The organism is Porticoccus hydrocarbonoclasticus MCTG13d, from assembly GCF_000744735.1.
Taxonomy (GTDB): Bacteria; Pseudomonadota; Gammaproteobacteria; order Pseudomonadales; family Porticoccaceae; genus Porticoccus; species Porticoccus hydrocarbonoclasticus.
In genome coordinates, this window is record NZ_JQMM01000001.1 from 1923533 (window position 1) to 1937129 (window position 13597).

Genomic DNA, 13597 nt, shown 5'->3' on the forward strand with positions numbered 1-13597 from the left:
CGCTGAGATTGCCATGATCAGAGACATGGAGCAATAACAGAAATACTGCGCTTCCTGCACAATTCAAAAATAAGGCATGAATAAAGTGCTGTAAAATACAACAACAACGCCGAATTAGTCTGAAACAGACTCGCTTCTACCGTAGACTACCGACCATGCCTAACGTGGATATCACCGATTTTCCCTACCGCCCCGATGCCGAAGCGCTCTTTGCAGCAATACGGGATTTTGATGACCCCATCTGGATGGACAGCGGCAAGCCTCGCAGCCTCTCTGGTCGGTTTGACATCATTTCAGCCCAACCGACCACGATTCTCGAGACAGTGGGCAAGATCACACAAATCACAACATCTCAGGCTATCTCTGAGTCCTCTGAAGACCCGTTCGCGCTGGCACAGCAACTCCTCGACACCCTTGGAACAGTCGATCACGGCTTGAGCCAGTATCCTTTTCTGGGGGGGCTGGCCGGCTATTTTGGCTACGACCTTGGCCACCGCATCGAAGTGCTCCCGAACCTGTTGGGCAAAGTGGACTCACTGCCAGATCTGCGATTGGGGCTTTACAACTGGGCCCTTGTTCTCAACCACTCATCGAGAAAAGCCTGGCTGATTTTTCGCAACGATTGCCCGGGGGACCTTCGCGAAACCGTCACGAAACGACTGAAGCAGGCCGACAATAGAGAAAGCCTCCCGGGCAGCGATGGCGAAGGAACAAATCCGTTTGAGCCCTCAATGAGCAGAGATGCTTATCTGAATGCTGTCAGCCACATCAAGGAGTATATTAGTGAGGGCGATTGCTATCAGGTCAATCTCGCCCGACATTTTTCAGCGAAATACCAAGGTGATAGCTGGCATCTATACAGAGCATTACGACGGATATTGCCTTCACCCTACAGTTGCTATTATCAGTTCGGAAAGCGCAATCAGGCCGTATTAAGCTTCTCCCCCGAGCGGTTTCTGAAACTCTCTGCCGGGCAGGTGGAAACCAAGCCTATCAAGGGTACTGCCAGGCGGGGCAGAACGGTGGAAGAGGATCAACAAAATGCTATTGAGTTGATGAACAGCACCAAAAATCGGGCTGAAAATCTGATGATTGTCGATTTGCTGCGCAATGATCTCGGGAAAACCTGTCAGCCAGGCTCGATTCGGGTACCGAAGCTCTTTGCGCTTGAAAGCTTTCCCAACGTACATCACCTGGTCAGCACGGTGACCGGAAAGCTTCGTGAAGACGAATCACCGTTGTCACTGTTGCGGGGTTGTTTCCCCGGAGGCTCTATCACCGGGGCACCAAAAAAACGCGCCATGGAAATCATTGAAACACTGGAAACCTGTCGCCGTTCGGTGTACTGCGGCAGCATTGGCTATATAAGCAGCACAGGGCGAATGGATACCAACATCGCCATCCGCACGATCCTGGCTGATGGTGACAAACTGCACTGTTGGGGAGGTGGCGGCATCGTGGCCGACTCAAATGCCGAAAGTGAATTCCAGGAAATTCTGGACAAGATCCGAGTACTTATCGAGCCGGATAGCCCCACTGGATAAACCCCGACCCCCTACAAGCTAAGATCCCTAACACTCGCCTTGATGAATTCCTGTTTGAGCGCCTCAAATGTATGGACAGCCGGAAATTGTGGAAATTGCTCAATAACATTCTGAGGTGCATGAAACAGGATACCGACATCGGCCTCTGCCAGCATGGTCGTATCGTTATAGGAGTCGCCGGCAGCAATAGTCCGGTAGTACATGCTTTTAAAGCCGACAATCGCCTGGCGCTTTGGGTTGGCCTGCCGCAAGTGGTAATTAACCACACGACCGTCCTGGTCTGTTTCCAGTTTGTGACATAGCAACGCGGGAAATCCCAACTGACGCATCAAGGGCTGGGCGAACTCATAAAAAGTATCGGAGAGAATCACCACCTGGAAGCGTTCCCGCAGCCAGTCAACAAACTCTCGCGCTCCTTCAAGAGGCGATAGCGTAGCTATCACCTCTTGAATCTCCTTAAGCCCCAGACCGTGTCGGTCCAGAATATCCAGGCGGTAACGCATCAGCACATCGTAATCCGGTTCATCCCGGGTAGTACGCTTGAGCGCATCAATACCGGTTTTCTCGGCAAAGGCAATCCATATTTCAGGAATCAGTACGCCTTCAAGATCCAAACAAGCGATTTCCACAATGTCACCCTTAATCGTGCGAGACCAAAATAAGACCGCGCCACTCTAACGATTTCAGGGATATTGCGCAATAAAGTTGCAATGCTTTTGATGGCTGCACAGGCAGAGGAAATACCCTTTTTACAGATTTTTAATAGCCATATTGATGAAGGTTATAGTTTCTGATTATTTTTGCTTTAGTGGTGGCTTTGGTATGATGCGCGACTTTGAGGACAACCCCTCTAACTTATTGAGAATATTGAGTAACTCCCATGACTGCAAACCTTCTGAACACTCTTGATCTCGATCGGGAATTATCCAATCAGTCTCCACAGGAGATTATTGCCTACGCCCTTGAGCAATTTGACAATATTGCCATCTCATTCAGTGGTGCAGAGGATGTTGTACTGATTGATATGGCGCACAGGATCAACCCGGAAAAATTACAGGTCTTTTCCCTAGACACGGGTCGCCTGCATGCCGAAACCTATCGCTTTATCGAAAAGGTCCGGGAACATTACGGTATCCAAATCGATGTGGTTTTTCCCGATGCCTACGCCGTCAATAATATGGTGCGAGAGAAAGGACTTTTCAGTTTTTACCGCGACGGTCACAAAGAGTGCTGCAGTATCCGTAAGATTGGTCCCCTGCGCCGTAAATTGCTGACAGTGGACGCCTGGGTAACCGGTCAGCGTCGTGACCAGAGCCCCGGCACTCGCACAGCTATCCCTGTGATTCAGGACGACAAGGCATTTGCCCGGCCCGATGACACCCTGACCAAATTCAACCCACTGGCCAACTGGTCATCAAATCAGGTCTGGGCATACATTCGCTCCAATAACGTGCCCTATAACGAATTACACGACCGTGGCTATATCAGTATCGGCTGCGAACCCTGCACACGTGCCACCGGCCCCGGCCAGCATGAGCGCGAGGGTCGTTGGTGGTGGGAAGAAGCTACAATGAAAGAATGCGGTCTGCACGCCGTCAATACGCAAAAATAAACCGGGACAGACACATGAAAATCACACTCGTCAAAAAGATCAAGCTGGACGGCAGTCTCTGCAGAAAGTGCGAAGACGTGCAGCAAAAAATGGAAGCTGCTGACCAGATGTCTCTAATAGACGAGGTTTTACTGGCTGATGAACGGGACACCAGCTCACCGGGAATGGTGCTGGCGAGACGTTACAATGTGGAGCAGGCACCTTTTTTTGTGGTTGAGCGGGAAGGCCAGCAACCGGAGACTTACACCGTCTATTTCAAGTTTGTCAAAGAGGTGCTTAACCAGAAAACCCGTGAAGAGGACGAGCTTAAGGAAATTCTTAACGACAACCCCGATCTCGACTTTCTATAAGGCTTGAAGCCATTCTTTGGTTCACTCTTGTTCAGCCCCGGGTGTCCGGTTGACGGGTAAACCAAATGGACTAAAGCTCTGGCAGCTCTACCGCATTGAAAAATTTCTCCAGATCATCTTTCGCATGAATAGCACTGGCTTCAGTGATTCTATCCCGCGTCAGATGAGGGGCAAACAACTCGATAAAATCATACATATATCCCCGTAAATACGTGCCTCGCCGAAATCCGATACTGGTGATACTGGGCTTAAACAGATGAGATGCATCCAATGCCACCAGATCACTGTCCTTGAGCGGGTCGTAGGCCATGTGCGCAACAATGCCAATACCCAAACCCAATCGCACATAAGTCTTGATCACATCAGAGTCTGTGGCGGTGAATACCACTTTTGGAATGAGCCCCCGGTCATTGAAGGCCTCATCAAGACGTGAACGTCCTGTAAAGCCAAACACGTAGGTGACCAATGGGTAAGTCGACACCTCCTCCAGTGTCAATTTTGATACCTGAGCCAGCGGATGGTCCCTGGGAACCAGAATACAGCGATTCCAGCGATAACAAGGCATCATCAGCAGATCGTGAAACAACTCCAACGCCTCAGTGGCAATTGCGAAATCCACCGAGCCATCTACAGCCTGCTCAGAGATCTGCATCGGTGTACCCTGATGCATATGTAATGAAACCTCGGGATATTTATCAATAAAGGCTTCAATAACCGGCGGTAGCGCATAACGCGCCTGGGTATGGGTTGTCGCGATAGTAAGGCTGCCGCGCCTGGGGTCATTATGCTCCTGGGCCAATTGCTTGATGCTATCAACTTTCCGCAAAATATCCCCGGCTACACGCAGAATCTCATCGCCCGCCGGAGTAACACGCGTGAGATGTTTACCACTGCGCGAAAAGATTTCCACACCGAGTTCATCTTCTAGCAGGCGTATCTGCTTACTGATACCTGGTTGTGAGGTGTAAAGGCTTTGGGCCGTGGCAGAAACATTCAACTCATGGTGTGCCACTGCCCAGATATATCGAAGCTGTTGTAATTTCATGCATTCACCCGGATAGACGACAATGATATAAAAATATAAGAAATTATTCCTTTGAAGAATAGGTACAAATTGCTAGAGTTTCCAGGTTATTTTGGGGATAGAAGTGGATTAATTGTGCTGGATTTTTTGTTGTACGTTGGGTCCGGTGCTTTCGTGGGGCTAGTCGTCGGGCTCACCGGTGTGGGTGGCGGATCATTGATGACACCTATGCTGATTATGTTCGGCATCCCCTACAATGTTGCTATCGGCACTGACCTCCTCTATGCCGCCATCACAAAGGCCAGTGGTGTTGTGGCCCACACCAGACAGAAAAGTATTCAGTGGCGACTGGTTGCCTATCTCGCTGCTGGTAGCATACCGGCATCCCTTATCACATCCCAGCTCCTCTATCACGTGTTTACAGATGCAGAAGAGTATCGGGAAATCCTGACGACCAGTCTCGGTATCATGCTGATCATTACCGCTGCCGTAATTTTACTGAAACGCTTTCTTCGTAATGCTTCCGATCGTCCGCACGGTGCCACAGGGGCCTTTTTTCAGCTACACGCCACGAAGGTGACCTTTGTGTCGGGCATTTTTCTGGGTATCTTTGTCACACTCTCATCGGTGGGCGCAGGGGCCTTTTGTGCAGCACTACTGATGGTTCTCTATCCCCGACTGCCGGCACTGCACGTGGTAGGAACTGACATTGCCCACGCAGTGCCACTGACCCTGATTGCCGGACTTGGTCATTTATTCTTGCTGGGCAATGTCGATTTGGTGCTGCTTGGATCACTGTTGATAGGATCACTGCCAGCCATCCACCTAGGCACCAGACTGGCAGCCCGGCTCCCAAGCAGGGTATTGCAACCGATTTTAGCCTGTCTGTTGCTCGGTATGGGCATCAAATTCGCCCTGTTCTAAACTGGTCAGTCCTGTTTGTTAGCTATGCCATGGGGCACATGTCCGGTAGCCACATGGGACTTTGCCGACTCACAATGAGCCTGCTGATCGTCAAAAAACACATCCGCTCCGTAGGATTTAAGGAAGGCGCCCTTCTCCAGACCACCAAGAAACAGGGACTCGTCTATCCGGATATCCCATGTTCGGAGTGTTCGCACGACCCGTTCATGGGCCGGTGCAGAGCGTGCCGTGACGAGAGCTGTCCGAATAGGGCAGCTCTCAGGTGGAAATTCTGACTGCAGGGTATGCAAAACCTGAAGGAAATGTTTGAAGGGGCCACCGCTCATCGGCTGCCTTGCTGCGGCTTTCTCACTTTGGGTGAATGCCGCCAGCCCGCTTTCCTTATACACACGTTCCGATTCATCGGAAAACAATACAGCATCACCATCAAAGGCAAAGCGAAGCTCATCGTCATTGCGATCTCTGGACCCCGATGATATTAACGTTGCCGCTGCAATCCCGTTATTCAGGGCATTACAGACATCTTCTGCATTGGTCGAAAGAAACAAATGGCAACCAAAAGCGGAGACATACCGGTAGGGGCTTGCTCCGCCACAAAAGGCGGCACGGCTGATATTCAATCCATAGTGCTCAATGGAATTAAACACTCGCAACCCGGTGTCAGCCGAATTCCGGGAGAGTAAAATCACCTCTACCCTTGGATCCCCATCCAACTTTTCATTGATTCTCAGCAGTTTTTTTACCATGGGAAAGGCCTCACCCGGCGCAAGAACCTCATCTTCGTGCGCCACTTGGTAACGGGAATAGGCATCCAACCCCTCCTGCTCATAGACCCGATGGCTTTCATCCAAGTCAAACAGGGCCCTGGAAGAAATGGCAATCACCAGTTTGTCACCAAAGTTTTTTGACACAGACTATTCCTCAGGGGACTTACCCGTTACACCCTAGTAAAAGTAAAAACAACCCATTAAATAAAAACACCACACGTTAGCTCGTATCGAGACAGAGTCCTTTTTGTCAATTGATCTACCCAATCTTGTACACTCGTATAGAAGATTGCCACAATCATGGTGACAACTAACCGGGACAATGAGTGGCTGATTGCTGGATAAACTTTACCATGAGAATAATTTCACTCATGCTCTTCAGCAATAGCAAATTGAAACAACGATACTCCCATTTTAACGGATACTTGGCACTCACACCTTGGAGATATCCATGACTAGTATAAAAAAATACGTTTTAACAGGGTTTTTACTGACTTTTCTCATGGTGACCGGATGTACAAGCGAAGAAAATACCGAATCTGATCGAGTCTCAAGCAGTATGTCGAAACCATTGACTTCATCCTCTTACAACCTCTACAAAAGTGAATCCTGTGGATGCTGTGAAGAGTGGATGGAATATATGTCCGACAGGGGTTATCACGCACTTATTCACCATCCTGAAAATCTGACGGCGGTAAAAAGTAGCCTGGGTATCGATTCAGAGCATCAGTCCTGCCACACCGCAGTCTTTGAAAACGGCTATGTCATGGAGGGTCATGTGCCGGCTAAATTTGTGACACAATTCATGAACAATCCCCCCGATGGTGCGCTTGGTCTGGCGGTGCCGGGTATGCCTGTCGGCAGCCCCGGTATGGAAATGGAAGGTCGGTTTAGACCCTATAACATCTATTTACTGAAAAAGGATGGCAGCACTGAGGTTTATGCCTCTGTGGAGAGTGCCGACCAGCAATGATCACACGTTAAGAGGGGCAGCAAACTGTCTATTGATCAAAATACTCACGGGTCAGCCTGAAAATGACCGGACTTAGCAATAGCAGGCCGATGAGATTAGGCACGGCCATCATACCGTTAAGCGTATCGGCAAGACTCCACACCAGGCTCAACTGCGATGTCGCACCCACAAATACAGCGACAACCCATACTATGCGAAACGGCACAATAACATTGATGCCAAAGAGGTACTCGGCACAGCGTTCGCCATAATAGCTCCAGCCCAGGATCGTGGTAAAAGCAAACAAGGCCAAACTGACGGCAACCACTTTGTCGCCATGGGGCAGCACGCTATTAAAAGCGAATGCAGTGAGTGCAGCACCCTGCTCACCACTGTTCCAGGCACCCGTCAGGATCAACACCAAACCTGTCATCGTGCAAATCACGATAGTGTCAATAAAGGTACCCAACATAGCAATGGTACCCTGGCGAACCGGACTGTTGGTTTCGGCAGCTGCATGGGCAATGGGGGCGCTCCCCAAACCCGCCTCGTTAGAAAATATGCCACGAGCCACCCCCATACGAAGTGCCAGCATAATGGTCGCCCCGGCAAAACCACCCCCTGCAGCCACCGGCGAAAAAGCGCTTTTTACCACCAGCACCAAGGTTTCGGGGACCTCACCAATGTTAATCATCAATATGATCCCTGTAACCAGAAGATAAAGGATCGTCATGAAAGGCACCAGTTTTCCGGCTACTTGCGCAATTCGTTGAATACCACCGAGTAATACCAGGCCCACCAGGGCAGTCATTACTGCACCGGTAAGCTGTTCGGGCACCGCAAAGCTGCTGTGCAATGCATCCGCCACCGAGTTCGCTTGAACAGTATTGCCAATCCCAAACCCGGCGAGGGTGCCAAAAACCGCAAACAACAACCCCAACCATGCCCATTTTGGACCCAATCCATTGCGGATATAGTACATTGGCCCACCGACTTTCCTGCCTCGCTTGTCCGTTTCACGATAGTGCACCGCCAATACAGCTTCACCGTACTTGGTGGCCATTCCCAGCAAGGCAGTACACCACATCCAGAAGAGTGCCCCGGGGCCACCGATACTGACAGCCGTGGCAACACCGACAATATTGCCAGTTCCAATCGTAGCCGATAGCGATGTCATCAGCGCATTGAAGGGACTGATATCCCCATCGCCACTACCATTTCTCCCAATGAATAATTGCCTGAAACCGTAGCCTATTTTTCGTATGGGCAGCCCGCCCAGACCAACCGTCAAATAGAGGCCTGTGCCGAGGATAAGGCACAGCATCACTGGTCCCCACACAAACCCGTTGATGCTATTGACCACAGATTGCAGAGTCATGGATTCACCTAATGTCACTCAATCAAACCTGACGCTGAAGATTTAAGCTGAATGCCCAGTTCATCGCGCTGGGCATACAGACCAAACAGACCACCAGTATGAATAAATACAATATCGGAGGCGTCCTGAAACACCCCTGCCTTGATTTCCTCAACCAGGCCGTAAAACGCCTTACCGGTATAGACCGGGTCGAGTATCAGTCCCTCGAGAGAGGCCATGTGACGGATAGTGGAGAAGACCTCTGCCCTTGCCCGGCCATAGCCGGGACCGATATAACGATCGTTGACCTGAATAGCCACTTGCGTCATGTCCACAGATGTACCGTAACGTCTCGTCCAGTCACTGATATCTTCTCTGATCTTGTTATGAAAATACGCGGCATCATCACAAACGGCAAATCCCACCACAGGTATATCCAACTGGGATAGGTGGCAACCAAGTGTCAGGCCTGCCTGTGTACCTCCAGACCCTGTTGCACAGACAATAGCGTCCGGCTTGATCTCGAGCTCCCTGAATTGGCATGCCAGCTCACTGACAGAGTGCAGATAACCCCAAATGCCAATGCCGTCACTGGCACCCGTGGGGATGACATATGGCTTGCGACCCCGACTACGATAAAAATCAAGCCAGTGGTCAATCAATTCAGGCAAGTGTTGATATTGTTTCTGTGGATAACAGCTGATTTCTGCCCCGACCAGACTGTCCAGTAGTAAATTGCCATCGGGTGGCCGCTCGGGCAGCTCACCCCTGAGAATCAGGTGCACCTTTAAACCCAGCTGTGCACCCAAAACAGCCGTCGCTCTGCAATGATTGGACTGTAGACCGCCACTGGTAAGCAGCGTATCAGCGCCCTCTGCTATTGCCCGGGCCAGAACAAATTCGAGTTTTCTGACTTTGTTGCCACTGACGGCACAACCAGTGAGGTCATCGCGTTTAACCCAGATTCTCGGACCGGCCAATTCAGTGGATAACCGCGGCAAAAACTGGAGCGGCGTAGGCAGCTGCGCAAGATTGAGCTTGTCCGGAATCATGGGCAAAAAAAAGGCCGCATATGCGGCCTTCTCTCAGATATCCTTGATGGTGCCTTTGGGCAAAACAGCGTGAACAGCCGCCCTCTGGAACTTTAATTCCACATTATTGGCCACCTGTATGGTCATATAGTCATCATCAAGTTTGGTGATCTTGCCGAGCAACCCGCTATTCATTACCACCTCATCTCCCTTGCCCAGTGAACCAGTCAGTTCACGGTGTTCCTTCTGACGTTTGCGCTGTGGACGGATAATCAGAAAATACATAAAAAGAAACAGCCCACCGAACATCAGTAGTGTGAAGATCGGGTTTGGTTCGGAGCCGGACGGAGCAGGCGCCGCCATTACAACCTGTGATAAATCAAATGACATTCGGTTACCTCATTATTTATTTGAACAGTGTGTTATAAAACAGAAGCGGGACTTTAGCGCGATACTGGCTCCACCTCAAACCAGATTTTCCTTCACCCACCCCAGAATATCATCGTGGTGGGTCTTTGTTTTGACCTTGTCCATTACCAACCTGATCTTGCCCTGCTTGTCGATAACAATCGAGGTGCGCAACACGCCCATAAATTCACGGCCCATGAACTTCTTCATGCCCCAGCAGCCATAAGTCTCCGTAACTGCATGATCCTCATCTGAAAGGAGATCAAAATTCAGTTGCTGTTTTTCTTCAAACCGGGCCAACCGTGGATAAGGGTCAGGGCTAATGCCCAAAACAACCGTATCAAGTTTGGCAAATTCAGACTTGGTATCACGGATGCCACAGGCTTGGACGGTACAACCCGGCGTCATGGCTTTGGGATAGAAGTACAACACGACATTTTTATTGCCCTTAAAGTCTGTCAGTTTAATCGTCTCACCACGCTGATTTTTTAGGCTGAACGCTGGCGCTGCGCTTCCCACTTTAGGAAATGGCATGAATAATGTCTCCTTACTGCGGTTTTTTAGTCATTGGAAGGTATTTAGGGAGCTTACTTTAACAAAAATTTTAGAAACAGGTGCGCTGAAATGTATTGTACTTGCTGACTTGCAGGTTAAGTTGTTCCTTGAGCACTCTGGCCAGCTTGAATCGGTCGGCACGGTTTAGGAATTCGCCTAACCGGTAGCAGTGCCCCAAAGCCACCAGATCGATCAACGGCAATCCCATGGGCCGATCTGGGCCATCTACGAGAAATCTCACAGACTGCTGAGGAAACGTCAGGTTAAAGTCAGGAGTGTCTCTACCACGTTCAAGCCTCAGCACACCATTCTGCACAGTGATGACCTCACGAAAATCCAGCTTGCGGAGAGTCAGACGCATCGCTGTGCCCAATGCAACAATCTCAATGCCGGCAAAAGGCAGGACTAGCCATGCACCGTTGAGCGCCATCCCGGTCGCCAGAATCAGCAATACGACAGAAGCAGCAAGCAGAACATAAAGATTACCCTTCCCATCCATCGAACGATTGGGGCTGAGTACCAGCTGCCTGGCATGATCTGTCAACGCATGGAGGGTAACCATAATTGCTCCTGCACTCAGTATAGACCGTTTTAATACAGATTCACCGATCACGAAAACGTTCTCTGAGACATGAAAAAAGGCGCTCTTAAGAGCGCCTTTTCCAGAATAACAAGCTTGAGACATGCTGGCCTCAGGGCAGCAAATGGCTCACAGCATCGCGTTCCTCGGCGAGTTCTTTTTCAGTGGCGGACATTCTGCTGCGGGAGAAATCATTGATTTCCAAGCCCTGCACAATCTCCCAATCACCATTTTTACAGACACAGGGGAAAGAGTAGATCAGGCCTTCAGCAATATCGTAACTACCATCGCTGTAGACACCCATACTAACCCAATCGCCCGAGTTTGAGCCAAGCGCCCAACTGCGCATGTGGTCGATAGCAGCATTTGCAGCTGAAGCTGCGGAAGAGGCACCACGGGCCTTGATAATCGCTGCACCGCGCTGTTGAACTTCAGGAATATAAGTCGATTCGTACCAAGCCTGATCGATCAGGTCAATCGCTGCCTTGCCCTGAACAGTAGCGTGGTGAAGATCAGGATATTGGGTCGAAGAGTGATTGCCCCAAATCGTCATTTTTGTAATATCGTTAATGCTGGTGCCGGTCTTCTGGGCCAGCTGGGTCATGGCACGGTTATGATCAAGCCGCGTCATGGCGGTAAACTGGCGGGGGTTAATGTTCGGTGCATTGCGTTGGGCGATCAGGGCATTGGTGTTGGCTGGATTGCCCACCACCAACACTTTAATGCCGGGCGATGCGTTGTCATTGATCGCTTTACCCTGCACAGAGAAAATAGCCGCATTGGCTTCCAGCAAATCCTTGCGCTCCATACCCGGTCCACGGGGTCGAGCACCGACCAAAAGTGCGTAGTCTGCATCCTTGAAAGCAATATTCGGATCGTCTGTCTGAACAATCCCCGTCAGCAGCGGGAAAGCACAATCATCCAGCTCCATGGCCACGCCCTTGAGCGCCTCCAGTGCTGGCGTAATTTCCAGTAATTGCAGAATGACCGGTTGGTCTTCACCGAGCATTTGACCCGCAGCGATACGGAACAGTAGGGAATAGCTAATTTGGCCGGCGGCGCCGGTGACGGCAACACGTACAGGTGCTTTCACAATAGATCTCCAAAACAAATTGATAATCAGATGGGGACGACATTATAAGGAAATGGCTAAGAATTTCACTTGTTCAGACAGATGATGAGCATCGATTGAGTGAATAAGTGAGTTCTCAGGGGCGGCGAGCAACCATGGCGCAAGTATCCAGTAGCTCCTGAACCGGCACTCTCACGTAGTCGTAACGATAAAAATCATCGGTCAGAATCACACCGTCCCAAATGACAATATCCAGATCAATGGTTCTGGGGCCAGATTTTATCGGCCCCTTCAGCCGGCCCATCCTGTCCTCCACGGCCTTCAGATAATGATTAAAGGGTACTCTATCCAGGGGTGTTTCAATCAGATATGCCGTGTTGAGGAAATCGGGCTGAAACTGATAACCCACGGGTGATGTCTGGATAACGTCGGCTGCCGCCAACAGAATCGTTTCAGCAGCCAGAATCTCATAACAACGTGCAATATTCCTGGCTGCCTCGATATTGGAACCGACGGAAATAATAACGCGATGCAGATGATCACCCCCTGACTCATTCAACTTTATCACCAGATTCATACTCTTCAGCGTTGAGACCCAGGTGGTTCATACCTTCACCTCCGTCAACAAATAGTATTTGACCTGTGACGAAGTCACTATCCAGTAAATAGTTCATAGCCCGGATCAGGTCTTCCACTCTGCCCTGACGCTGTAGCGGAATACCCTGAATTCGCCAATCAATATAATCGCCGGTACGGGTTTCCCCCGGTAACACTACACCAGGGGCTATACCATTGACCCGGATTCGGGGCGAGAACTCCATTGCTGCCAGCTTTGTAAACTCGGCGAGTGCTTTTTTTGACATCAGGTAAGCACCATACTGATATTGTTGAAAGGCGATCTTGTTATCCAGAATATTAATGATGGAGCCACTCGCCACTTGCTTTGCGAAGCTCCCGGATAACAGGTAGGGAGCAAAAAAATTTACTGAGAACTGCTTCTGCAGTAATGCGCGATCTGTATTCGCTATCGTCCCGGCATGGTAAGCCGAGGCGCTGTTAATTAATACCTGAAGGCGTGGAAAGCAATGATAAACCTGTTCCACCAAGCATCCGGGGTCATCATCAGCGAGATCAAACGGGAACGTTTCACAGCGAACTCCTCTACACCGGATCAATTCAGCCTGTTGCTGCGCCTGCTCGGAGGAATGGTGATAATGAAGCGCAATATCGCAACCACGATCTGCCAATGCGGTCGCGAATGCCAGGCCAAGTCGGGTAGCGGCACCGGTCACCAGCGCTGCAGGACGCTGCTGTTCTTTATCGGTCATGGTGATCTCCAGTCCAAGCTCCAATCATTTCATTGAAGGTAGCCGGGATCAACCAGTGACCTCAATCGGGCAAGCTTTACCGAGTAATTGCAG

Annotated in this window: 16 protein-coding genes; 5 read left to right on the forward strand and 11 right to left on the reverse strand. The window is 50.2% G+C overall.

The features are described from left to right. Window positions 1-155: 155 nt before the first annotated feature. Window positions 156-1544: an aminodeoxychorismate synthase component I gene (gene pabB, locus U740_RS09165; protein ID WP_036860343.1), complete on the forward strand. Its 1389-nt coding sequence runs from the start codon at window positions 156-158 to the stop codon at window positions 1542-1544. A gap of 11 nt (window positions 1545-1555) precedes the next feature. Here pabB and thrH read toward each other — a convergent pair whose 3' ends face one another. Continuing rightward, a complete protein-coding gene (thrH, locus tag U740_RS09170) occupies window positions 1556-2173 on the reverse strand; it encodes a bifunctional phosphoserine phosphatase/homoserine phosphotransferase ThrH (RefSeq protein ID WP_036860346.1) in 618 nt (205 codons plus the stop codon). Between the two features lie 251 nt (window positions 2174-2424). On the opposite strand from thrH, the gene U740_RS09175 reads away from it, so the two are divergent. Both U740_RS09175 and U740_RS09180 read left to right on the forward strand, forming a co-directional pair. Further along, window positions 2425-3156, forward strand: coding sequence for a phosphoadenylyl-sulfate reductase (locus U740_RS09175; RefSeq protein WP_051921374.1), 732 nt, complete (start codon window positions 2425-2427; stop codon window positions 3154-3156). Between the two features lie 14 nt (window positions 3157-3170). Then, window positions 3171-3506 carry a hypothetical protein gene (locus tag U740_RS09180; protein WP_036860348.1) on the forward strand — a complete coding sequence of 112 codons (336 nt, stop codon included), beginning with the start codon at window positions 3171-3173 and terminating at the stop codon, window positions 3504-3506. A gap of 70 nt (window positions 3507-3576) precedes the next feature. Here the strand turns inward: U740_RS09180 and cysB are convergent, their stop codons facing one another. Next, a complete protein-coding gene (gene cysB, locus U740_RS09185; protein WP_036860349.1) occupies window positions 3577-4551 on the reverse strand; it encodes an HTH-type transcriptional regulator CysB in 975 nt (324 codons plus the stop codon). A gap of 114 nt (window positions 4552-4665) precedes the next feature. Between cysB and U740_RS09190 the strand changes: the two genes are divergently transcribed. Then, the gene (locus U740_RS09190; RefSeq protein ID WP_235189853.1) at window positions 4666-5454 is read left to right on the forward strand and encodes a sulfite exporter TauE/SafE family protein; all 789 of its coding nucleotides are present in this window, start codon (window positions 4666-4668) and stop codon (window positions 5452-5454) included. A 5-nt stretch (window positions 5455-5459) separates the two neighbouring features. Here U740_RS09190 and U740_RS09195 read toward each other — a convergent pair whose 3' ends face one another. Continuing rightward, on the reverse strand, window positions 5460-6365 hold the full coding sequence (locus tag U740_RS09195; protein WP_036860350.1) for a 5'-nucleotidase: 906 nt from the start codon (window positions 6363-6365) through the stop codon (window positions 5460-5462). Window positions 6366-6861: 496 nt separating this feature from the next. Here U740_RS09195 and U740_RS12205 point away from each other — a divergent pair, with 496 nt between their 5' ends. Then, window positions 6862-7194: a DUF411 domain-containing protein gene (locus U740_RS12205; protein WP_036861786.1), complete on the forward strand. Its 333-nt coding sequence runs from the start codon at window positions 6862-6864 to the stop codon at window positions 7192-7194. Window positions 7195-7222: 28 nt separating this feature from the next. Here U740_RS12205 and U740_RS09205 read toward each other — a convergent pair whose 3' ends face one another. The 8 genes from U740_RS09205 to U740_RS09240 all read right to left on the reverse strand — a co-directional run bounded on the left by U740_RS09205 (window position 7223) and on the right by U740_RS09240 (window position 13504). Then, complete coding sequence (locus tag U740_RS09205; protein WP_036861788.1) at window positions 7223-8551, reverse strand: alanine/glycine:cation symporter family protein; 1329 nt, start codon at window positions 8549-8551, stop codon at window positions 7223-7225. A 14-nt stretch (window positions 8552-8565) separates the two neighbouring features. Then, complete coding sequence (locus U740_RS09210) at window positions 8566-9582, reverse strand: D-cysteine desulfhydrase family protein (protein ID WP_036860353.1); 1017 nt, start codon at window positions 9580-9582, stop codon at window positions 8566-8568. A gap of 33 nt (window positions 9583-9615) precedes the next feature. Further along, window positions 9616-9951, reverse strand: a complete 336-nt coding sequence (gene yajC / locus U740_RS09215; protein ID WP_036860356.1) for a preprotein translocase subunit YajC — start codon at window positions 9949-9951, stop codon at window positions 9616-9618. A gap of 75 nt (window positions 9952-10026) precedes the next feature. After that, entirely contained in the window at window positions 10027-10503 is a 477-nt protein-coding gene (bcp, locus tag U740_RS09220) for a thioredoxin-dependent thiol peroxidase (protein ID WP_036860357.1), read from the reverse strand. A gap of 70 nt (window positions 10504-10573) precedes the next feature. Beyond that, window positions 10574-11086, reverse strand: coding sequence for a DUF2244 domain-containing protein (locus U740_RS11900; RefSeq protein WP_051921376.1), 513 nt, complete (start codon window positions 11084-11086; stop codon window positions 10574-10576). A gap of 130 nt (window positions 11087-11216) precedes the next feature. Next, window positions 11217-12197 carry a malate dehydrogenase gene (locus tag U740_RS09230; protein WP_036860359.1) on the reverse strand — a complete coding sequence of 327 codons (981 nt, stop codon included), beginning with the start codon at window positions 12195-12197 and terminating at the stop codon, window positions 11217-11219. Window positions 12198-12312: 115 nt separating this feature from the next. Then, a complete protein-coding gene (gene folK / locus U740_RS09235; RefSeq protein WP_200877072.1) occupies window positions 12313-12744 on the reverse strand; it encodes a 2-amino-4-hydroxy-6-hydroxymethyldihydropteridine diphosphokinase in 432 nt (143 codons plus the stop codon). Then, a complete protein-coding gene (locus U740_RS09240; protein ID WP_036860361.1) occupies window positions 12728-13504 on the reverse strand; it encodes an SDR family oxidoreductase in 777 nt (258 codons plus the stop codon). Before U740_RS09240 ends, folK begins: the two co-directional genes overlap by 17 nt. Window positions 13505-13597: the final 93 nt, after the last annotated feature.

Excerpts from the sequence above, each read along its gene's own strand:
- pabB (WP_036860343.1), top strand. The coding sequence starts at position 156 with ATGCCTAACGTGGATATCACCGATTTTCCCTACCGCCCCGATGCCGAA.
- U740_RS09175 (WP_051921374.1), top strand. The coding sequence starts at position 2,425 with ATGACTGCAAACCTTCTGAACACTCTTGATCTCGATCGGGAATTATCC.
- U740_RS09180 (WP_036860348.1), top strand. The coding sequence starts at position 3,171 with ATGAAAATCACACTCGTCAAAAAGATCAAGCTGGACGGCAGTCTCTGC.
- cysB (WP_036860349.1), bottom strand. The coding sequence starts at position 4,551 with ATGAAATTACAACAGCTTCGATATATCTGGGCAGTGGCACACCATGAG.
- U740_RS12205 (WP_036861786.1), top strand. The coding sequence starts at position 6,862 with ATGTCCGACAGGGGTTATCACGCACTTATTCACCATCCTGAAAATCTG.
- U740_RS09205 (WP_036861788.1), bottom strand. The coding sequence starts at position 8,551 with ATGACTCTGCAATCTGTGGTCAATAGCATCAACGGGTTTGTGTGGGGA.
- U740_RS09210 (WP_036860353.1), bottom strand. The coding sequence starts at position 9,582 with ATGATTCCGGACAAGCTCAATCTTGCGCAGCTGCCTACGCCGCTCCAG.
- yajC (WP_036860356.1), bottom strand. The coding sequence starts at position 9,951 with ATGTCATTTGATTTATCACAGGTTGTAATGGCGGCGCCTGCTCCGTCC.
- bcp (WP_036860357.1), bottom strand. The coding sequence starts at position 10,503 with ATGCCATTTCCTAAAGTGGGAAGCGCAGCGCCAGCGTTCAGCCTAAAA.
- U740_RS11900 (WP_051921376.1), bottom strand. The coding sequence starts at position 11,086 with ATGGTTACCCTCCATGCGTTGACAGATCATGCCAGGCAGCTGGTACTC.
- U740_RS09240 (WP_036860361.1), bottom strand. The coding sequence starts at position 13,504 with ATGACCGATAAAGAACAGCAGCGTCCTGCAGCGCTGGTGACCGGTGCC.